Raw genomic sequence first — 20,297 nt, 5'->3', positions numbered from 1 at the left:
CGGGTGGCGGAGCCCCCGGCTCGGGGCGAAGCCCCGGACAGCAGCGCATGATGTGCGACATGAATCCTTGGGGTCCGCCGATCGACGTCCTCCCGTACTTCGCGAAGGAGGAGCAGTCGTTGATGACGCTGCTCGGCGCGCTGACTCCCGAGGACTGGGAGCGGCCGACGATGTGCACCGGCTGGTCGGTCAAGGACATCGCGGCCCACCTGCTGGGCGACAAGGTCGGCCGGCTCTCGCGCGGCCGCGACGGCCACTCGGCCGATGGCCCGCGTCCCGGCGAGGCGTTCCCGCGGTTCATCGACCGGATCAACGAGGAGTGGGTCGTCGCCTGCCGCCGGCTCTCGACGGACGTCCTGCTCACGATGCTGTACGAGTTCATGGGCCAGATGACCGACTACTGGGCGAAGCTCGACCTCGACGTCCTGGGTGAGCCGGTGAGCTGGGCGGGTGACGCGCCGGCGCCGCGCTGGCTGGACGCGGCGCGCGACTATTCGGAGTTCTGGGTGCACCACGTGCAGCTGCGCGAGGCCCTGGAGCACACGCCGCTGGAGGCCGAGCACGCCGAGCCGATCGCCGACACGTTCGTCCGGGCGCTGCCGCACACCCTGCGCGACGTCGAGGCCCGCGTCGGCAAGCAGGTCGGCTACACGGTGACCGGCGCGGGCGGCGGCAAGTGGCACGCCCGCTCGGAGCGTGACGGCTGGGTCCTCGACCGCGGCGCCCCGCCGTCCCGCACGCCGCTGGCCACGGTGACGACGGACGCGGACACGTTCTGGCGCCTCTGCACCCGCAACACCCCGGACGTCAGCCGCGTGAAGACCTCAGGGGACGAAAGCGTTTGCGCGGTGGTCCTCGGAATGACGTCGATCATCGTCTGAGACGTCACTTTCATAGGGAAAGATGCGTTTGAAGGGCCCCTGGACGTATCTTTCCCTACGAAAGTGACGCCCTCAGCGGCGGCGGGCTTGCTTGCGCAGCTGCAGGATGCGGGCGCCGCCGATCAGCGCGACCAGCGCCGCGCCGCCCAGGGCCGAGAACAGCATCGCGATGGCCAGCGGCAGGCTGCCTTCGGCGCCGAAGAAGTGGACCGTCGCCGGGTCGAGGTTCTGCAGGATGAACACCAGCAGCACGGTCAGCACGAGCAGGCCGGCGATCACCGCGACCCAGGTGCCGCTGATCCGCGTCGGCCGGGCCTTGCCCTTGACCCGGCTCGTCGTCGACGTGCCGGCCCGGGTGGGTGCCGGGCGCACCGGCGTCGATTCCTCCGGGCCCGGCCGGACGTCGCCGACGCGCAGCTCGGCGGGCTCCAGCGCGCCTTCCGGCACCTCGGTTCCGGGCAGGTTCCCGGGCAGGTCGTGGTCTGCGGAGCCGGTGGGGTGGCCGGCCGCGTCCCCGCGCGCGTGCGTCATGTCTCCAGTGTCCGTCCAGCACGCGGGGACCGCTGCGTCAAACCCCCTAACGGGTGTACGCGTCGACGTCCCGGAGCACGCGGAGCGTGTTCTTCCCGGCCAGTTTCGCGCAGTCGTCGTCACTCCACCCCCGGTCGAGCAGCGCGGCGAACAACACCGGGTACTTGGACGTGTCCTCCAGCCCCTCCGGCAGCGTGCCGACGCCGTCGTAGTCGCCGCCGAGGCCGATGTGGTCGATCCCGGCCACCTCGCGGGCGTGCTCGACGTGCGCGACGACGTCGTCGACGGTCGCCTTCGGCTTGACCGGCGCGTCCCACTCCGCGACGAACTTCCCGCGCTGGGTGAGGTTGCGGTAGTCCTGTCCGGCCTCGGCCATGGCCGCCTTGAGCTGCTCGTCCCAGGCGGCGACCTTCGGCGAGATGAACGCGGGCACGAAGGTGACCATCGCGACGCCGCCGTTGCCGGGCAGCTTCGCGAGGACGTCGTCGGGGATGTTGCGCGGGTGGTCGTTGACCGCGACGCAGGAGGAGTGGCTGAAGATCACCGGCACCGAGCTGATCTCCATCGCCGCCCGCATCGTCGACGGCGCGACGTGCGAGAGGTCGACCATCATGCCGATCTTGTTCATCTCGCGCACGACGTCGCGGCCGAACTCGGTGAGCCCGCCGTGGGCCGGCTCGTCGGTGCCCGAGTCGGCCCATGTGGTGTTGAAGTTGTGCGTCAGCGTCATGTACCGGACGCCGAGGCGGCGCAGGATCCGCAGCACCCCGAGCGACTCGGCGATGCTGTGGCCGCCTTCGGCGCCGAGCAGCGACGCGATCCGGCCGTCGGCGAACGCGGCCTCGGCCTCGTCGGCGGTGTCGACCAGCCGGAGCCGGTCGGGGTAGCGCTCGGCGAGCTGGTGGACGACCTCGATCTGCTCCAGCACGGCGGTCACCGCGCTGTGGCCTTCGAACTCACACGGCACGTACACCGACCAGAACTGCATGCCCAGCTTCCCGTCGGCGAGCTTCGGGAAGTCGGTGTGGAGGGCGGGCTGCCGGACGGTCAGGTCGAGCGAGGCGACCGCCTCGACCGGGTTCGCGCCACCGTGTTGCCGCAGCTCCCACGGCAGGTCGTTGTGCCCGTCGGCGAGGATGACCCCGTCCAGCAGTTCGGTAGCACGCTGTAGTGCCTCGTTAGTCATCACCCGATCCTAGGGTGACGCCGTATACGCTCCGTACAATCGCTACGGCGCAAGCCACTTCGCCGCCGCGCGGACACCGTCCACAGTGACCTGATGGCCGCCGGGGTGACGATCCGTGACGACGTCGGCACCCCGCTCGCGCAGCAGCCGGATCAGTTCTTCCGTGGACGCCAGCGGCGCCATCGGGTCGTGTTCGCCGTTGGCCAGGAAGATCCGCGACGCGCTCAAGTCGTGTGACGGCGGGTCCGGCACCGGCGACATCGCCGCGAACAGCGCGGCTTCGCGCACGACCTCGGGCCGCAGCAGCGCGACGGCGGCCGCGATGTTGGCGCCGTTCGAGAAGCCCACGGCGATCAGCCGGCGGTCACCGAAGCCGTACTTCGCCCGCGCCTCGACGACGAAGTCGGCCAGCTCATGGGCCCTCTTGACGACGTCCTCGTAGTCGAACACGCCTTCCTCGAGCCGCCGGAACCAGCGCGCGGCGCCGTGCTCCGACACCGGCCCGGCGGGCGCCAGGGTCGTGGCGCCCGGGGCCAGCTCGCGCGCCAGGCCGAGCAGGTCGTCCGGGCCGCCGCCGGTGCCGTGCAGCAGGAGCAGCACCGGCGCGTCCAGTGCGCCCTCGACGTACTTGTGCGCCAGCGTCATGACAGCTCCGGGTTGTTCTCGGTGGGGAGGTTCAGCTTCGGGAGCATGTGCCGGATCTCGTCGCGGCGCGGCTCCAGCCACGGCGGCAGCTTGAGCGCGCGGCCCAGCTCCAGCAGCGGCTCGTCGATGGCGAACCCGGGCTCGTCGGTCGCGACCTCCAGCAGCGTGCCGCCCGGCTCGCGGAAGTAGATCGAGCGGAAGTACTGCCGGTCCAAAATGGACGTCACGGTGACGCCCTTGTCCACGAGCTCCTCACGCCACGTCTTCTGCGTCGCCTCGTCGGGCGCGCGCCAGGCCACGTGGTGCACGGTGCCCGCGGCGACCAGCCCGCGCGGCGCGTCCGGCGTCACGAGGACGTCGACCAGCGCGCCCGGCCCGCCGGCACCGGCGGCGAACCGCAGGCGGTTGCCGTCCTGGCCGGTGAAGCCGAGGCCGAGGCCGTCGGTGAGCATGCCCGCGGTGGCGTCCTCCTTGGTGACCGACAGCGTGACCGAGTGCAGGCCGCGGACGGCGTGCTCGGCGGGCACCAGCTCGGTGTCCCACGGGTCGCGCGGATCGCCCTGCGGGTGCGCGACGAGTGCGAGCTGCAGGCCGTCCGGGTCGCGGAAGGTCAGCGTGTCCTCGTCGTCGGCGTTGCGGACCTCACCCGTCTCGATCTTCTGCGCGTTCAGGTGCTGCTTCCACCAGCCGATGGACGCCTCGGGCACGGAGAACGACGTGGTCGTCGCCTGGCCGGTGCCGTGCCGGCCGCTCGGCGCGTCGGGCCACGGGAAGAACGTCATCAGCGAGCCCGGCTTGCCCGAGCTGTCGCCGTAGTAGAGGTGGTAGGTGCCCGGATCGTCGAAGTTCACGGTGGTCTTCACCAGCCGCAGTCCGAGGGTCCGGAGGTAGAAGTCGGCGTTGCGCTGCGGGTCGCCGCCGATGGCGGTGACGTGGTGCAGGCCGGACGTCTTGATCGACATGGAGTGCCTCCTCAGGCCAAGGTAACCGGAGAACCTCTCGCGCGCAAGATATATTCCGGTGAGCCTTCTCCGGTAGGCTGCGTCCCGTGACACCGGATCCGAAGACCGACGACGACGAGATCGTCACCTGGTGGGGCCTGGTCATCGAGGGTTACCTGGCCACCCAGGACAAGCTGATGGGCGAGATCGCGGAGCACTTCGGCCTCGCGCCCGCGTCGTTCGACATCCTGATGCGGCTGGTCCGCTCGCCCGAGCACCGGATGCCGATGACCCGCCTGGCGACCGAGGCCGCGCTGTCCAGCGGCGGCTTCACGAAGGTCGCGGACCGCCTGGTGGCGGCCGACCTGATCTGCCGCGTCCCGAGCCCGGACGACCGCCGCGTCACGTTCGCGTCGCTGACCGACCACGGCCTGGAGGTGGCGAACAAGGCCCGGGCGGCGGCCGCGAACATCCTGCGCCGCATCGTCCTGACCCCACTGGGCGACGACGCGGCCGGCCTCGCCGAGGCGATGCGGACCCTGCGGACGTTCAACGGCGAGTGAGCCGGTTCAGGAGGCGGCCGGCGCCGTCCACATCGCCAGCAGCTCCAGCGCCGACGCCGACGGACTGGCCGGTTCCGGGCTGAACGCCACCAGCCGCTGCCCGGTCTCCCCGGGCAGGTCGAAGTGCTCGAACCGCAGGGTCAGCTCGCCGACGACCGGGTGCCGGAAGCGCTTGCTCCCGTGCGTCCGCTGCTGGACGTCCCGCCCGGCCCACCACGTCCGGAACGGCTCGCTCTTCATCATCAGCTCGCCGAGCAACGTCGCGAGCGCGTCGTCGTCGTAGTGCCGGCTGGTCGCCAGGCGCAGCGCCCCGACGGTCGCCCGCGCGACCTCCGGCCAGTCGGCGAACCGCTCTTCGCCGGCCGCGTCGAGGAAAGCGAAGCGGGCGAGGTTGCGCTCGCGCGGCGTCACCGCGGCGAAGTCGAAGAACAGCTGAGCGGCCAGCGGGTTCCAGGCCAGGACGTCCATCCGGTGGTTGACGACCAGCGCCGGCACGCGATCCATCATGGCGAGCAGCTGCGTCAGCTCGGCGCGGACGCGCTCGGGCCGCGGCCGGCCCGAAGGCCGCGGGCGAGCAAGGCCGTCGAGGTAACGGCGCTCGTCGACGTCGAGGTGCAGCGCGCGGCCGATCGCGCCGAGCACGGCTTCCGACGGCCGGGACGCGCGCCCCTGCTCGAGCCGGACGTAGTACTCGACGCTGATCCCGGCGAGCGCGGCGACCTCCTCCCGCCGCAGCCCGGCGACACGACGGCGGGTGTCGGCCCGGCCGGGAGCGATCCGGGCCCGGCGCGACTTGAGGAACCGGCCCAGCTCGTTGTGCTCGCTCATCAGGCCAGTGTGCGACACCCGCGCGGTTCGAGCGTGGTCCTGCCAGTACCAGTAACGGCCGTCCGGGGTCACGCCGGGAGCTGGCTGGCCGGGTGCAGCGCCCCGAAACTGGTGCTCTGCGAAAGGACGAACATGTGTCACAGCACGGACAGCCGCCCGCCCGCCTTGCCGAACCCCGGCGTGATCGCCCGGAGCGGCGCGCTCGAACTCACCTCCGCTGACGGCACGGTGTTCTCGGCCATGGAGGCGATCCCGGCCGAGCCCAACGGCGTCCGGATCGTGCTCCTGCCGGACATCCGCGGCACGCACCCGTACTACCAAGCGCTCGCCGACCGCTTCGCGCAGGCGGGTTTCCCGACCGCGGCCGTCGACTACTACGGCCGCACCGCGGGTGTCGGCGTGCGCGACGACGAGTTCGAGTGGCGACGGCACCTGCCGTCGGTCCGGCCGGACGACGTCGCCGCCGACGTCGAAGCGGCGGCCGCGCACCTGGGCGAAGGACCGCTGTTCACGGTGGGCTTCTGCTTCGGCGGCGGCCAGTCCTGGCGCCTGGCCGCGAGCGACCTCGGCGTCAGCGGCGTGATCGGCTTCTACGGCCTGCCGCAGCCGGCCACCGAAGTCGTCGACGACATCTCGGCGCCGCTCCTGCTGCTGCTCGCCGGCGCCGACGTCGCGACGTCACCGGCGGAGTTCGACGCGTTCACGGCCCGGCTCGACCAGGCGGGGAAGCCGTACGAGAGGCGGGTGTACGAGGGCGCCCCGCACTCGTTCTTCGACGCGACCCACGAGGAGTGGCAGGACGCGTGCGACGACGCCTGGAGCCGGATGCTCGCGTTCATCGGGAAGTACCGTTGAAAAACCGGCGCTGGTCAGGGCCCTCGATCAGGCGCACGATGGGGTGAGCGACGTCTGGGGGCCATGGGGACGCCGGTGCGGCCCACGCCAGGGCCGAAGTGGCCGCACCGGCGCTCCCCGTGGTCAAGCGAGCGACGGCATCAGCTTGATCGCGTTGCCCGACAACACCCCGGTCAGCACGTCCTCGGGCCACCCCAGCCCGGCCAGCGACCGGACGTTCTTCGCCACCGACGGCACGCCCGGCCAGTCCGTCCCGAACACGAACTTCCCCGCCAGCCGCGCCAGGTCGAAGCGCTGGTAGTACTCCGGCAGCTTCTTCGGCGGCAGGCCCGCCAGGTCGAGCCAGACGTTGTCGCGGGCCAGCGCGAGGAACGCCGCCACGTCGTACCACCAGCCGCGGCCGCCGTGGGCGAACACGAACTGCAGGGCCGGAAAGTCCTCGACCACATCGGACAGCAGCTCGGGATTGCCGAAACTGGTGCGGGAACCGGGAAAGCTCGACGTTCCCGAGTGGAGGATCACCGGCACACCGCGCTCGAGGCACAACTGGTAGACCGGGTACAGCTCCTTGTCCGCCGGCGAGAACGCGCCGTGCACCGGGTGGAGCTTCAGCGCCACCGCACCCAGGTCCAGCTGCCGCTCGACCTCGGCCGCGGCCGGGTGGTGCAGGTACGGGTTGACGTTCGCGACCAGCCGGAACCGCTCCGGGTTGTACTCCACCAGCGGCAGGTTGTCCTCGATCGCCTGGATCCCGGTGGCCCGCGGGCTGTACTCGCAGAACAGCAGGACCCGGTCGACACCTTCCGACTCCATCAGGTCGTCCATCGCCGCCGGGACGACCGAGCCGTCGTCGGCGTACACCGAACGCCACGGGTACGCCCCGGCGAAGTCGTGCGCCCACTGCAGCCACGCGGGTTTGAGCGTCGGCAGGCGCGGGGTGTGCACGTGCGCGTCGACCACGAAGTGCCCGTCGATCACGGGCTGGGCACCACCAGCAGCGCGTCGCGGACCTGCTCGCGGATCACGTTGCGGCGGATCTTCCCGGTCGCTGTCTTCGGCAGCTCGGCCAGTTCGACCACCCCTCGGGGACGCTTGAACGCCGCGAGCCCTTCGCGGCAGAACTCGATCAGCTCTTCCGCGTCCACCGTAACCCCGGGAGCCGCCACCACGCACGCCACGGGCTTGTCGAGGCCGTCGGCGTCCGGCGCGGCGACGACCGCGACCTCGGCCACCGCCGGGTGCTGCCGCAGCCGTTCCTCCACTTCGGACGGTGACACCCAGATCCCGCCCGCCTTCAGCATGTCCCCGAAGCGGCCGAGACAGCTGTACGTGCCGTCTTCGTTGCGCACGTAGCTGTCGCCGGTGCGCAGCCAGTCGCCCTGGAACACGAGCTTCGTCGCGTCGTACCGCGCCCAGTACCCGGTCGCCGTCGACGGCCCCGACACGAACAGCTCGCCGGGCTTGCCGACGGCGTCGATCACCGCGCCCGCCTCGTCGCGGATCTGCACGGCGTAGCCGGGAACCGGGACGCCGGTGCTGCCGGGGCGCACCGAGCCCGGCAGGTTCGACAGGAAGATGTGCAGCGCCTCGGTCGATCCGATGCCGTCGAGGATCTCCAGGCCGAAGCGCGCGCGGAAGCGTTCGAACAGCGACGCGGGCAGCGGCTCGCCCGCCGAAACGGCGTACCGCACCGAAGCGAACGAGTCGTCCGGGACGTCGCTGGCGAGCAACGCCGCGTAGAATGTCGGGACGGCGAAGAACAACGTCGGCCGCTCCTCCCGCAAGCGTCGCGCGAACAACGCGGGTGTCGGGCGTGAAGGCTCCAGCAGCGTCGTCCCGCCCGCCGCGAGCGGGAAGAACGCCGAATTTCCCAGCCCGTAGGCGAAAAAGAGCTTCGGCACGGACAGGACCCGGTCGGTCGCGACGGTGCCCAGCACTTCGCGGCCGTAGGTCTCGCAGACCGCCCGGATGCTCGCGTGCCGGTGCATCGCGCCCTTCGGCTGCCCCGTCGTCCCCGACGTGTACAGCCACAACGCGGGCGAGTCCGCCCACGTCCGTCCACTTCGGAACTCGCCGCCCAGCTCGGACCACTTGTGCGTCCGGACGCCGAACCCGGTCGACTCGGCGCGGTCGAGCAGGACGTCGGTGACCTCGGGGGCGAGGCCGAGCGCGGTCACGGCCTGCTCGGCGAACTCACCCGAGACGCACAGCAGCCGTGCCCGCGAGTCGGCGAGCACCTTGCCCAGCTCCAGGCCGGTGACCATGGTCGACACCGGCACCGCGACGGCGCCCGCGAGCATCGCGCCGAGGATGCCGGTGAGCAGCTCGACGTCGTCGACCATGCAGAACATGACCCGCTCTTCGGGACGCACCCCCAGCCCGGTGAGCCCGGCGGCGACCCGGCGGGACTCCGCCGCCAGCTCGGCGTAGGTCAGCGAACGGCGGGGCGAGACGACCGCGATCGCGTCCGGCTGCCCGGCCGAGAGCAGGTACTCGGCCGCGTTGAACCCTGTCGCCACCCAGGCCTCCTACGTGAGGTACACGTACTCGTAGTCGAACGGCTTGCCGTTGATGCCCTGCCGGGGCGGCGCCACCCAGCTCGCGATCTTCCCCCGCTCGTACACCGGGTGCATGAGCGAGCGGACGAACGCGAGGTCCTCGGTCGTGGGCAGCCACTTGTCCTTGCCGGCCAGCCACGTCGCCTCGTCGACGATCGTCCCGTCGGGAGTGACGTGGTGGCCGGAGTTTATGCCCACATCCCGGTTGAAACCAGGGTGTGGCAACCGGAACGTGAAGTCGATCCCGGCCTCGCTGAGGATCTTGTTCCAGCGCTTCACGCCGGTCTGGCAGTCGGCGGTGTACTCGCCGCGCAGGTCGAGGTTCAGCAGCAGGATCGCCTGCAGCTCCTCGGACGTCCAGGTGCCGTCACCGGCCGGTTTGTCCAGCGTGCGGGCGTCCTCGGTGAGCTTGTGGTCGTCCTTGCGGCGGGTCTCCTGCCAGCGGCCCTTGAGCCCGGCGGTGTAGTAGTTCGCCGCGTTCGTCGACGTCTCGCTGCCGAACAGGTCGAGCGAGACGGTGTAGTGGAAGTTGATGTAGCGCTGGATCAGTTCCAGCGGGATCCCGCCGTGCGGGCCGATGTCGCGCGTGTCGTGCTCGCGGATCAGCTCGGCGCTGCGCATGACCACGCGGTCGACGCCGGTGGTGCCGACGAACATGTGGTGCGCCTCCTCCTTCAGCATGAACTCGCAGGTGCGCGAGAGCGGGTCGAAGGAGGACTCCTTGAGCGTGCCGAGCTGGTACTTCCCGTCGCGGTCGGTGAAGTAGGTGAACATGTAGAAGGCCAGCCAGTCGGCGGTCTCCTCGTTGAACGCGCCGAGGATGCGGGGCGCGTCCGGGCTGCCGGAGTTGCGCAGTAGCAGCCCTTCGGCCTCGTCCCGGCCTTCGCGGCCGAAGTAGGCGTGCAACAGGTAAACCATCGCCCACAGGTGGCGGCCCTCTTCGACGTTGACCTGGAACAGGTTCCGCAGGTCGTAGAGGCTCGGCGCGGTGAGGCCGAGGAGCTTCTGCTGCTCGACGGACGCCGGTTCGGTGTCGCCCTGGATGACGATCAGCCGTTGCAGGTCGGCGCGGTACTCGCCGGGCACCTGCTGCCACACGGGCTCGCCCTTGTGCTCGCCGAAGGAGATCCGCCGGTCGGGGTCGCGCTCGGCGAGGAAGATGCCCCAGCGGTAGTCCGGCACGTTCACGTGGTCGAAGTGCGCCCAGCCCTCGCGGCCCACGCTGATCGCGGTGCGCAGGTAGACGCCCTGGGTCTCGAGCGTCGGGCCCATCTCGCCCCACCAGTGCATGAACTTCGGCTGCCAGCCCTCCAGCGCGCGCTGCAGCCGGCGGTCGTCGGCGAGGCTGACGTTGTTGGGGATCTTGGCGTCGTAGTCGATTTTCTCGGGCATGGGCGCTAGACCCGCTTCCTGTCGAAGACGGCCTTCTGACCAGTACCGTATCGGCGCAGCGCGCCTTCCGGTCCGGATGCGTTCGGCCGGGTGAAAATCCAGTTCTGCCAAGCCGCCAAGCGGCCGAAGATCTTGGTCTCGATGGTCTCCGGGCCGACGAACCGGTGGTTGGCCTCCATGCCGGTCAGCGCGTCCGGGCTGAGCGACGCCCGGCCCTCCAGCGCGATCCGGATCTCGTCCTCCCAGTCGAGGTCGTCCGGCGCGTCGGTGACCAGACCGAGTTCGACGGCTTCCGCGGCGCTGAGGTCGTGGTTCTTCTCCCGCGCGAGCCAGGCGAGGTGGTCGTCGTCGCCGTAGAAGCGCGTCTGCAGCCGGGTCAGGCCGTTGCCCATGGGGAACGCGCCGAAGTTGGCCTCGGTCAGCCTGATCGACGCGCGGGCGTCGCTGTCTTCGTCGTCGATCGGCGGCCCGTCGAGGATGTACTGCCGGTCCGCGGCCAGGGCGACCTCCAGCAGCGCGCCGGCGAAGCAGCTGCCCGGCTCGATGAGCGCGATCAGGCTGCGGCTGGTGACGTCGAGGCGTTTGAGCGTGCGCTTGAAGTAGTGCGTGATCTCGTTGGCCAGCCAGTCCTTCCCGCCGAGGACGGCCTGCTCGTGCGCGACCACCTTCGCCGGGTCGCCCTGCGTCCGCAGGACCCAGGTACCGGCTTCGACCTCGTTGGTGCGCAGCCGCAGGATGGCGTCGTCCAGCTCGCGCGTCATGGCGAGGAACCAGCCGTTCGCACCCTCTTCGTGCAGGTCACCGGGGTCGCTCTCGGGCCCCTTGATGGTGATGGTGGCCTGGTCTTTTCCGACCGTGACGTCGACGTAGCGGTGTTCGAGCGGCGTCAGCTCGATGCCGCCCTCGCCGGTCCGGTCGGACTCGCGCGCGATCTCCCGGGCCCGCTGCAACACGGTCTCGCGGAACCCCTGACGCGGCACCAGCTCGTCGACCAGCCGCCAGTCGACGGCCGTCTTCCCCTTGACGCCGTCCGAGCGCGTCGCGAAGACGTCGGCGAGGTCGCGCCGGACGCGCCGCTTGTCCACCACGCGGGTCAGCCCGCCGGTGCCGGGCAGCACGCCCAGCAGCGGCACCTCCGGCAGCGCGACCGTCGAGGAGTTGTCGTCGATCAGCAGGATCTTTTCGCAGGCCAGCGCGATCTCGTAACCACCGCCGGCGCACGTCCCGTTCACCGCGGCGACGTAGGTCTGGCCGGAGTGCGCGGTCGCGTCCTCCATGCCGTTGCGGGTCTCGTTGGTGAACTTGCAGAAGTTCACCTTCCAGTGGTGCTCGGACGCGGCGAGCATCCGGATGTTCGCGCCGGCGCAGAACACCTTGTCCTTCGCGCTGGTCACGATGACCACGCGGACCTCGGGGTGCTCGAACCGCAGCCGCTGGGTGGCGTCGTACAGCTCGATGTCGACGCCCAGGTCGTAGGAGTTGAGCTTGAGCTCGTAACCCGGGACCAGCCCGCCCTGCTCGTCGACGTCCAGCTCGAGCCAGGCCACCTCCCCGTCGAGGCTGAGCCGCCAGTGGCGGTACTCGTCCGGACGGCGGCCGAAGTCAACCGGTGTGGTGGTGGTCACCCCTCCAATTGTCTACACGAATTCTGCGAACGTCAATGTTGTGTAGAAACTTGATCTCGCAAGGTCACCCGGTTGAGCGTGGCCCAGGCCCAGATGAGGAAGACCCAGAGCGCCAGGCCGGCCGCGGAGTCGGTGAAGATCGTGGCGAACCAGAACGCCGGGATCTGCGGCACGCCCGTCAGGAAATGGCCCAGGGTGATCATCCCGGCCAGCGAGTAGACGAGCAGGAACGCCAGCGCCCGCGGGTAGCGCCCCCGCGTGTAGGCGCGGTAGCCGAGGTAGCCGAACGTCGTGAAGAGCACCCAGCCGAACGCGACGACGACGCCCGCCACCACAGCCGGGATGCCGGGCAGCTGCGGGTAGTCCGCGACGCGGATCGTGTTGTGCGTGTAGTGCAGCGTGGTGCTGAGCAGGGAGAAGCCGAGGATCACGCGAAGCGGCGTCAGCCCCTTCTCCTGAAGAACGTCCATCACGGGCCCCCAGAGTCGACTAGATAGATCGCTCTAGCGAAGATACCGCGACCGGTCGTGAGTGGCAATGAGGGTTCTAACCCGCATTACCACTCACGACCCTTGGTCAGACCAGGTCGATGCGGTGCTGGGTGATCGGGTAGCCCGCCTTCGCGAAGGCCTTCGCCATCGGGATGTTGGGTACGTCGGTGGCCGCGACGATCCGGTCGGCGCCCTGCGCGACCAGGTCGTGCGTGGCCTCGACCAGCAGGTCGTACGCGTAACCGTGCCCCCGCTGCTCGGGCACCACGGCGATGTAGCCGACCACCGGGTCGTAGTGGTTGCGGCTCGGCAACGCGAAGCCGACCAAGTCGCCTTCGCGCGTGTACGCGAGCCGCCACCACTCCCGCGGCGCCGGCATCCACCGCATGATGTCGAGGTCCTCTTGCGCGGCGGCCTCGACGCCCTGCTCGGCCACCACGCGGCGGACGTGCGCGTCGAGGCTGTCCGCGTTGACCTTGCGGAAGACGTCGAGGATGACGTCGTCGTCCGGTTCGGGCCGGAACTCGAGCCGTCCGGGCCGCTCCGGCAGGCCGTTTTCCGGCGTCCAGCAGTACCGGTAGCGCTCGACGAGCTTGCGGTAGCCCGCCTTCTCCGCCGCTTCGACGCGGATGGTCACCTCGTGGGCGACGTCCGGGTCGTCCTGCCACGCGGGCGGCGTGGTCAGCGAGTACTCCGCCCGGAACGGCGCCGTCGTCAGCAGCCGCACGGCGGCGTCGAGGTCGGTGAAGTCGAACCAGTCGAGCGCGATCGGCTCTTCGTCGTCCGGCCCGGCCCACCAGGCGGCCCGCGCCACGACGACGCCGTCGCGCAGCGCGACCCACGACCAGCCGGGCCGGTACTCGCCTCGGAGCGCCATCTCGGCGTAGTCCTTGCCGAGCAGCTTGCGGCCGACGAGACCGCGGTCGGGCAGGGAGGTGAACAGTGTTTCTTCGCCCGCTTCGAGCGGGCGCACGACCAGATCGGTCATGGAAATCCTTCCGGGAGTACGCGCGCTCCCGGTCTACGGACTGGGCACCCTCGCGGCGAGGTGGGAGCGCGTGATCGGTTGCGTGATCATCGGACCCACCTCCTTTCGCTGGTCAAGGGTGCGAGGCAGAACCTACGGGCCGCCCGCTTCGGGCGTCAACGGATTTTCTGCAGCACGGTCCGCGTGCTCAGCCGGGGCTCGGCGTAGGAGTGCGACGCCTCGAGGACGTACTCGCCGGCGATGTGCTGCCAGCCGTCACGCCAGGTCGAGACCGAGCGCGGCGCGATCGCGATCTCGGCGTCCACGGCCTCGCCCGGGCCCGCCTCGACGCTCGCGAAGCCGGCGAGCCAGCGGTGCGGGCGGTCGCCGCGCTCGGTCGGGACCAGGTAGAGCTGGACGACTTCGCGGCCCTTGCGCGTCCCGGTGTTGCGGAGGCGGACGCGCACCTTCGCGCCGCCTTCGTCGTCCGGGAAGACGTCGAGCTCGTCGTAGGACCAGGTCGTGTAACCGCGGCCGTGGCCGAACCAGTAGGCGGGCTGCTTCCCGGAACGGGCCCACGCGCTGTAGCCGATGTAGACGCCTTCTTCGTACGGCAGCACGCTTTCCTCGGGCGTCACGCGGGTGACGGGGGCGTCTTCGAGCTTGGCCGGCCAGGTCGTCGGCAGCCTTCCGCCGGGCTCTTCGCGGCCGAAGAGGACGTCGGCGAGCGCGTCGCCGCCGGCCTGCCCGGGGAACCAGGTGAGCAGCACCGCGGCGACGTCGTCGCGCCACGGCAGCTCGACCGGCGAACCCGCGTTGACGACGACCACGGTGTTCGGGTTGGCCCGCGCGACCCGCGTGACGAGTTCGTCCTGCCTGCCCGGCAACGCCAGGGACGTCCGGTCGAACCCCTCGCTCTCGACCTCGGCGGTGGTGCCGACCACGACGATCGCGACGTCGGATTTCCCGGCCAGCGCAACGGCTTCGTCGAGCGCGGCGTCCGGGTCGAGCACCGGGCCGCGGTGCCCGAGCGCGAAGACGACCCAGGCGAACGTGCCGCGCGCGAACTCCGCCATCTCCGACGGGATCCAGTAGGTCAGGCTGACGTCGACCGGCTCGCCCGCGGTGAGCTCGACGTCCCGCCGCTGCTCGATGACCTGCATGATCGACGTGAAGACGTCACCGCCTTCGGGCAGGTTGACGCCGTCGAAGAGGGTCTGCCCGCCGACGACCAGGCGGAGGTCGCCGGGGCCGGTGAGGCCGAAGGTGTGCGTGCCGGTGGTCTCCGGGAAGAACGTGCCTTCGATCTCGACGCTCGCGAGCGTCGCCACGTCGAGGCCGGCCGGCAGCTCGCCGATCCAGTCGATTCTCGCCTCTCGCAACGGAAATTCAGCCAATCGGGTGCCATCGGCGGCTTTGGCGGTCGCGCGGAGCCGGAAATTGTCGGTGGCCGGCGGTAGCGTCGTTCGCGGATCGGCACCGATGGCGTAAGTCAGTTCGGTGCCAACGGGAACGGCCTTCCGGAGGCCGTCGAGAGGGGAGACGACGTGGTCGGGAAACACGGTGGCACTGCCGCCGCCGAGGATCTTCGGATCTGCGGCCAGCGCGCCGATCAGGGCGATGCTCGGCGTTTGCTTGAGGGGGAGAACGCCGGTTTCGTTGCTGAGCAACACGAACGATCGGTGCGCGATCTCGCGCGCGACCGCTTCACCGTCCATAGTGGAGTCTTGTCTTGCCGGGCTCTCGCCGAGCGCGCCGGTCCGGTGGGCCAGCAGGAGCACGCGGCGGACCATGTCGTCGACGACGTCCGGATCGACCTCGCCGCCGCGCACGGCTTCGGCGAGCCGGTCGCCGAACACGGTGCGCGGGCCCGGCATCGCGACGTCGAGCCCGCCGTTGGCGGACGCGACGGTGTCGCGCGCGGCCAGCCAGTCGGAGACGACGAAGCCGTCGAAGCCCCACTCGTCGCGCAGCACGCCGTTGAGCAGTCCGGCGTGCTGGGTCATCGTGATGCCGTTGACGCTGTTGTAGGCGGCCATGATCCCCCACGGCTTCGCCCGCCGGACGATGAGTTCGAACGGCGCGAGGTAGAGCTCGCGCAGCGCGCGTTCGCCGACGCGGACGTCGGCGGTGAAGCGTTCGGTCTCGAAGTCGTTGGCGACGAAGTGCTTGACCGTGACGGCCACCCCTCCGTCCTGCACGCCGGTGACGTAACCGGCGCCGACCAGCCCGGTGAGGAGGGGATCTTCGGAGTAGCACTCGAAGTGCCGGCCGCCCAGCGGTGAGCGCTGGAGGTTGACCGTGGGCGCGAGGAGCACGTGCACGCCCTTGCGGCGGGCTTCCTGCGCGAGCAGCCGCCCGGCGCGCACGGCCAAGCGCGGATCCCAGGCGGCGGCGAGCGCCGTCGGGCTGGGCAGGGTGACGGACGGGTCGTCCGGGCTCCACCGCACCCCGCGGACGCCGACCGGGCCGTCGGAGAGGACCAGGGACGCCAGGCCGATCTCCGGCCGGGCGGGCAGGCTCCAGACGTCCTGGCCGGCGAGCAGGCTCGCCTTGGCGTCCAGGTCGAGTTCGTCCAGCAGCGCGTCGACGTCGAAGCTCATGCCGCCCCTTCCGGAGGTCCTGCTGTCAGCCTACCTGGCACCGAGCAGTGAAAGTTACGCTTCCGTGACAGGTTGTCCCGTAGGCTCGGGATCATGACCCGGGCCAGGGGCGCCGACCGCCGCACGAGCATCGTCCGTGCCGCGTTCGACGTGATCGCCGAGCGCGGTTACCGGGCCACTTCCCTGGCCGCGGTGGCCGATCGGGTCGGGCTGACCCAGCAGGGGCTGATGCACTACTTCCCGACGAAGGAAGACCTGCTCACGGCGGTGCTGGAGACCCGCGACGAGTGGGACCTCCTGCACTTCGGCCGCGACTCGTCGGCCATGACGGTCAACCAGCTGGCCGACTTGGTCGACTACAACTCGACCCGCAAGGGAATAGTCCAGACGTACACGGTCCTGGCCGCGGACAGCGTCACGGACGGCCACCCGGCGAGGTCGTACTTCCAGGATCGCTACACCCGGGTCCGCGCCGGGATGACGGAGATGCTCGAGCGCCACCGCGACGAGCTACCCCCGGGATCAACGCCGGAACAGCTGGCCCCCTTGGCGATCGCGGTCCTGGACGGCCTGCAGCTGCAGTGGCTGCTGGCCCCGGAGGAAGTCGACATGTCGGCGGGCTTCCGCACGTTCCTGACCCTGCTGGGCATCAAGCCGGACTGACCCACACCCGGGGACCAAACGCCCCAATGTGGCGTTGGGTGCGTCCGACGCACCCAATGTGGCGTTCGGTGCGTCCAACGCACCCAACGCCACATTGGGGCGTATCCCCGAGCCGGTCGCCGCGGCGCCGCCCGGCCAGCGGCACTCCACCGGGGCAACCGTCCGCCACCCGTCGCCACCTCGCCCGTCGCGGCACATTCCGCCCGCCGCAACCTGCTCCCACACGTCGCGGCACAATTCCGCCCGGCCAAGCGAGCCACACCCCCAGCGCAGCTCGCCCGGCCGAACCCCTCACAACCGCGGCCGCACCGCCAGCTCCCGCAACCGCTGCAACGTCCGCAACGTCACCTCCAGGTCCTCCGGCGACACCTCCGCCGCCAGCTCCTCCGCCCACGCGACCTGCGCCGCGCCCAGCTCGGCCATCGCCGCCCTCGCTCGACGCGTCAACGACAGCAACGGCGCCCGCGCGTCCCCGGGATTCGGCGAGCGCTTCAGCATTCCGTTGCGCAACAAGCGGTTCACCGTCTCCTGCACACTCTGCCGTCGCAGTCCTCGCCGCCGCGCGACCTCCGCGGCGGTCGCCGCGCCGTCCTCCAGGAACCCCAGCACCTGCCACTGCGCCGCCGTCAGGCCGACCGGCGACGTCAGCGCGTCGCCCGCGGCCAGGAAGCCGCCGTTGCACGCGAAGACCGCGTCGATCACCCGGGTGAACGTCTCGGCTCGCGGGGAACGCATGCGTGCTAGCCTCGCACATCGACAGGCACCTGTCGAACGGAGGCGAACCATGGACCTGCCCACCCTCGGCCCCGCGCACGACGCCCTGAAGGCCTTCGTCGGCGACTGGACCGGCACCGAAGACCTCGCCGCGTCCCCGTGGGCGCCGGCCTCGACAGCACGCGCCGACTGCGAATACCGCTTGCAGCTCAACGGTTTCGTGCTGATCCAGCAATACCGCCAGCGCCGCGAAGACGGTACGGAGTTCCTGGGCCACAACGTCTTCACCGCGGACCCCCAGACCGGCGAGACACTCTGGTACGGCTTCGACAGCTACGGCTTCCCGCCCGAGTCCCCGGCCCGCGGCGGCTGGGACGGCGCGACGCTCGTCCTGGACAAGAAGACCGCCCGCGGCGTGGCCCGGCACCGGCTCACCCCGGACGGCGACACCCTCACGCACGAAATCGACGTGAAGATGGGCGAAGACCGCGAATTCGGCCCATTCCTGCGCGCCCGGTACACCCGCGAAAACGGGTAGTGGAAACAGGCGACGTCCCTCCCCCCGTACACGAGGACGTCACCTGTTTCCGGTCTCCACCACCACATCCGCGGACTCGCTCGAGACGAGCGGTCCGGCGGCGGGGCAATTACACAACGATTGTCAGTTATTCAGTCGTGCGCTTTCAGGCTATGCAGGGAGTGTGTCCTGGAAGCCGTGATCAGCCCAGAGAAAACGATTACTTTCACCCGGATGGCGGAACGCCGACTCCGAACCGTGTCCCCGAGGGCGGACGCCGGGCGCCCGGAATTGTCGTACCCCCGGAGTACACCTGAACACGTGCGCAGATCCGCCGGACCACCCCAGGACAGCCCGGACTCGCCCCCGCTGATCGGGGTCGAGAACATGAAGATGCCCGAATGGGCGCGGGTCGACGAACGCGTGGCCGGCGCCGGGTTCGGGCGGGCCGTGCGCGCGTTGCCCGCCGCGATCGCCGTCGTGCTGCGCCTGGCGTGGCGGACCTCGCCGCGGCTGACCCTGCTGGCCGGGGTGGTGCACGTCGTCTCCGGCTGCGTCACCGCGTTCGGGCTGCTCGCCACCGCGAACGTCTTCACCGCGCTCCTCCAACAAGGCCCGACCCCGGAGCGGGTCATGCAGTCGCTGCCCGCGATCGCCGTCGTCACCGGTTCGTACGCGGCGCGCGCGGTGCTCGACGCCGCCGTCGCCGCCGTCGAGGGTGCGCTGCGGCCGCAGGTCACCGCGGCGGCGGACGACGCGGTGACGGCGGCGGTCGTGCGCGTCGGGCTGATCGCGTTCGAAGACGCGGACTTCCGGGAACTGGCCCGGCAGGGCGCGCGCTACGGCGTCCGCGCGATCGAGACCAGCCTGCGCCGGGTGGCGGACCTGACGTCGTCGGCGATCTCGCTCGCGGCGGCGATGCTCACCGCCGGGCTGCTCAACCCGTGGCTGGCGCCGGTCCTGCTGCTCGCGGCGGCGGCCGACGGCTGGTCCGCGGCGCGCGTGGCCAAGCTGAACTACCGGCACTTCCTCGACACGGTCGGGCGCAACATCCGCAAGTCGATCGTCGAGGAGGTCGCCACCTGGCGTTCGATGGCCCTCGAACGCCACGCGCTCACGCTCCAGGAGCCGCTGCTCGGCGAGTACCGGCGCATCTCGCGCAGCCTGACGCGCGAGGAGATCCGGCTCGCGCACCGCAGCAACCTGGTCCGCACGAGCGGGCGCGCCGCGGCCGGCCTCGGCACCGCCGTCGCCTACCTGGTGCTCGGCTGGCTGCTCTACACCGGCGGGATGGAGCTGGCCCTGGCCGGCACCGCGGTGCTGGCGATGCGCACGGCGTCGACGGCGCTGTCCAACACCATGCGCGCGGTCAACTCGCTGTACGAGGACTCGTTCTACATCGGGTTCTACAACCAGCTGCTGCTGGAATCGGCGAAGCTGCGCCCGCCGCCGACCGCGCTGACCGCGCCCGCCGACCCGGCCGAGATCCGGCTCGAGGGCGTCACGTTCACCTACCCGGGGCAGCAGAAGCCGGCGCTGCAAGACATCTCCCTGACGATCCGGCGCGGCGAGGTGATCGCGCTCGTCGGCGAGAACGGCTCGGGCAAGACCACCCTCGGCAAACTGCTGACCGGGCTCTACCCACCGGACGAAGGCACCGTGCACTGGGACGACGTCGACCTCGCGCGGGCAGACCCGGAATCGGTGCACACGAACATCGCGGTGATCGCGCAGGAACCCGCGGAGTGGCCGATGACCGCGGCAAACAACATCACGGTCGGCCGCCTGGGGCGCCCCGACCCGGACCGCCGGGCGTGGCGCGAAGCGGTGGACCACTCCGGCGCCGGCGAGGTGATCGAATCGTTGCCACGCCAGGAAAACACGGTGCTGTCGAAGAAGTTCGACGAAGGCCACGACCTGTCCGGCGGCCAGTGGCAACGCATGGGCATCGCCCGCGGCATCTACCGCGACGCGTCGGTCCTGGTGGCCGACGAGCCGACGGCGGCCCTCGACGCCCGCGCCGAAGCGAAGGTGTTCGCGGGCCTGCAACACGCGAGCACGTCGAGCCACGGCCGCCGCACCACGGTCCTGGTGACCCACCGGCTGGCCAACATCAAGTCCGCGGACCGCATCCTGGTCCTGGAGAAGGGCAGGTTGATCGAGGAGGGAACGCACGACGACCTGATCCGCGTCGGCGGGGTCTACCACGAGCTGTACGAGATCCAGGCCCGCGCGTACCGCACCGGCTCGGGCGCGGCGGCCTCCCCCGCACCCTCCTAGCGGATTTACGCCCGTCACCCCGCCGGGCAGACTGGCCTGCCGAGTCCCCGAGGAGGC

At 70.7% G+C, this 20,297-nt stretch carries 19 protein-coding genes; 6 read left to right on the top strand and 13 right to left on the bottom strand.

What is annotated here, in order from left to right:
- Nucleotides 1–59 precede the first annotated feature (59 nt).
- On the top strand, nucleotides 60–881 hold the full coding sequence (locus ACLJQZ_RS02125; RefSeq protein WP_410618279.1) for a maleylpyruvate isomerase family mycothiol-dependent enzyme: 822 nt from the start codon (nucleotides 60–62) through the stop codon (nucleotides 879–881).
- A 72-nt stretch (nucleotides 882–953) separates the two neighbouring features.
- Here the strand turns inward: ACLJQZ_RS02125 and ACLJQZ_RS02120 are convergent, their stop codons facing one another.
- The 4 genes from ACLJQZ_RS02120 to ACLJQZ_RS02105 are packed head-to-tail and all read right to left on the bottom strand — an operon-like array spanning nucleotide 954 to nucleotide 4,205.
- Nucleotides 954–1,412: a lipopolysaccharide assembly LapA domain-containing protein gene (locus ACLJQZ_RS02120; RefSeq protein ID WP_410618278.1), complete on the bottom strand. Its 459-nt coding sequence runs from the start codon at nucleotides 1,410–1,412 to the stop codon at nucleotides 954–956.
- A 46-nt stretch (nucleotides 1,413–1,458) separates the two neighbouring features.
- Nucleotides 1,459–2,598 (bottom strand): dipeptidase, encoded by a 1,140-nt coding sequence (locus tag ACLJQZ_RS02115; RefSeq protein ID WP_410618277.1) that lies wholly within the window; start codon nucleotides 2,596–2,598, stop codon nucleotides 1,459–1,461.
- Nucleotides 2,599–2,640: 42 nt separating this feature from the next.
- Complete coding sequence (locus tag ACLJQZ_RS02110; protein ID WP_410618275.1) at nucleotides 2,641–3,243, bottom strand: alpha/beta hydrolase; 603 nt, start codon at nucleotides 3,241–3,243, stop codon at nucleotides 2,641–2,643.
- Nucleotides 3,240–4,205 carry a ring-cleaving dioxygenase gene (locus ACLJQZ_RS02105; protein WP_410618273.1) on the bottom strand — a complete coding sequence of 322 codons (966 nt, stop codon included), beginning with the start codon at nucleotides 4,203–4,205 and terminating at the stop codon, nucleotides 3,240–3,242. The genes ACLJQZ_RS02110 and ACLJQZ_RS02105 overlap by 4 nt, the downstream gene beginning before the upstream one ends.
- Before the next feature lie 86 nt (nucleotides 4,206–4,291).
- On the opposite strand from ACLJQZ_RS02105, the gene ACLJQZ_RS02100 reads away from it, so the two are divergent.
- Nucleotides 4,292–4,747: a MarR family winged helix-turn-helix transcriptional regulator gene (locus ACLJQZ_RS02100; protein ID WP_410618272.1), complete on the top strand. Its 456-nt coding sequence runs from the start codon at nucleotides 4,292–4,294 to the stop codon at nucleotides 4,745–4,747.
- Between the two features lie 6 nt (nucleotides 4,748–4,753).
- Here the strand turns inward: ACLJQZ_RS02100 and ACLJQZ_RS02095 are convergent, their stop codons facing one another.
- Entirely contained in the window at nucleotides 4,754–5,575 is an 822-nt protein-coding gene (locus ACLJQZ_RS02095; protein WP_410618270.1) for a helix-turn-helix transcriptional regulator, read from the bottom strand.
- Nucleotides 5,576–5,707: 132 nt separating this feature from the next.
- On the opposite strand from ACLJQZ_RS02095, the gene ACLJQZ_RS02090 reads away from it, so the two are divergent.
- Complete coding sequence (locus ACLJQZ_RS02090) at nucleotides 5,708–6,430, top strand: dienelactone hydrolase family protein (protein WP_410618269.1); 723 nt, start codon at nucleotides 5,708–5,710, stop codon at nucleotides 6,428–6,430.
- 123 nt (nucleotides 6,431–6,553) lie between these two features.
- Here the strand turns inward: ACLJQZ_RS02090 and ACLJQZ_RS02085 are convergent, their stop codons facing one another.
- The 7 genes from ACLJQZ_RS02085 to ACLJQZ_RS02055 all read right to left on the bottom strand — a co-directional run bounded on the left by ACLJQZ_RS02085 (nucleotide 6,554) and on the right by ACLJQZ_RS02055 (nucleotide 16,066).
- A complete protein-coding gene (locus ACLJQZ_RS02085; RefSeq protein ID WP_410618268.1) occupies nucleotides 6,554–7,408 on the bottom strand; it encodes an amidohydrolase family protein in 855 nt (284 codons plus the stop codon).
- Entirely contained in the window at nucleotides 7,405–8,949 is a 1,545-nt protein-coding gene (locus ACLJQZ_RS02080; protein ID WP_410618267.1) for a benzoate-CoA ligase family protein, read from the bottom strand. The genes ACLJQZ_RS02085 and ACLJQZ_RS02080 overlap by 4 nt, the downstream gene beginning before the upstream one ends.
- Before the next feature lie 9 nt (nucleotides 8,950–8,958).
- The gene (gene boxB / locus ACLJQZ_RS02075) at nucleotides 8,959–10,380 is read right to left on the bottom strand and encodes a benzoyl-CoA 2,3-epoxidase subunit BoxB (protein WP_410618266.1); all 1,422 of its coding nucleotides are present in this window, start codon (nucleotides 10,378–10,380) and stop codon (nucleotides 8,959–8,961) included.
- 5 nt (nucleotides 10,381–10,385) lie between these two features.
- A complete protein-coding gene (gene boxC, locus ACLJQZ_RS02070; protein ID WP_410618265.1) occupies nucleotides 10,386–12,005 on the bottom strand; it encodes a 2,3-epoxybenzoyl-CoA dihydrolase in 1,620 nt (539 codons plus the stop codon).
- Between the two features lie 32 nt (nucleotides 12,006–12,037).
- Nucleotides 12,038–12,475: a hypothetical protein gene (locus ACLJQZ_RS02065; RefSeq protein WP_326944786.1), complete on the bottom strand. Its 438-nt coding sequence runs from the start codon at nucleotides 12,473–12,475 to the stop codon at nucleotides 12,038–12,040.
- A 106-nt stretch (nucleotides 12,476–12,581) separates the two neighbouring features.
- Nucleotides 12,582–13,484 carry a GNAT family N-acetyltransferase gene (locus tag ACLJQZ_RS02060; protein WP_410618264.1) on the bottom strand — a complete coding sequence of 301 codons (903 nt, stop codon included), beginning with the start codon at nucleotides 13,482–13,484 and terminating at the stop codon, nucleotides 12,582–12,584.
- 155 nt (nucleotides 13,485–13,639) lie between these two features.
- Entirely contained in the window at nucleotides 13,640–16,066 is a 2,427-nt protein-coding gene (locus tag ACLJQZ_RS02055; protein WP_410618262.1) for a beta-glucosidase H, read from the bottom strand.
- A gap of 93 nt (nucleotides 16,067–16,159) precedes the next feature.
- Between ACLJQZ_RS02055 and ACLJQZ_RS02050 the strand changes: the two genes are divergently transcribed.
- Nucleotides 16,160–16,729 (top strand): TetR/AcrR family transcriptional regulator, encoded by a 570-nt coding sequence (locus tag ACLJQZ_RS02050; RefSeq protein ID WP_410618260.1) that lies wholly within the window; start codon nucleotides 16,160–16,162, stop codon nucleotides 16,727–16,729.
- A 291-nt stretch (nucleotides 16,730–17,020) separates the two neighbouring features.
- On the opposite strand, the gene ACLJQZ_RS02045 is transcribed toward ACLJQZ_RS02050, so the two are convergent.
- On the bottom strand, nucleotides 17,021–17,464 hold the full coding sequence (locus tag ACLJQZ_RS02045) for a MarR family winged helix-turn-helix transcriptional regulator (protein ID WP_410618258.1): 444 nt from the start codon (nucleotides 17,462–17,464) through the stop codon (nucleotides 17,021–17,023).
- A gap of 49 nt (nucleotides 17,465–17,513) precedes the next feature.
- Between ACLJQZ_RS02045 and ACLJQZ_RS02040 the strand changes: the two genes are divergently transcribed.
- Complete coding sequence (locus tag ACLJQZ_RS02040) at nucleotides 17,514–17,981, top strand: DUF1579 family protein (RefSeq protein WP_410618256.1); 468 nt, start codon at nucleotides 17,514–17,516, stop codon at nucleotides 17,979–17,981.
- A gap of 366 nt (nucleotides 17,982–18,347) precedes the next feature.
- Nucleotides 18,348–20,240 carry an ABC transporter ATP-binding protein gene (locus ACLJQZ_RS02035; protein WP_410618580.1) on the top strand — a complete coding sequence of 631 codons (1,893 nt, stop codon included), beginning with the start codon at nucleotides 18,348–18,350 and terminating at the stop codon, nucleotides 20,238–20,240.
- Nucleotides 20,241–20,297: the final 57 nt, after the last annotated feature.

Source organism: Amycolatopsis sp. cmx-8-4 (genome assembly GCF_046548675.1).
Classification (GTDB): Bacteria; Actinomycetota; Actinomycetes; order Mycobacteriales; family Pseudonocardiaceae; genus Amycolatopsis.
Note: the sequence above shows the minus strand (reverse complement) of the source record. Positions and strands in the feature narration are given on the sequence as shown.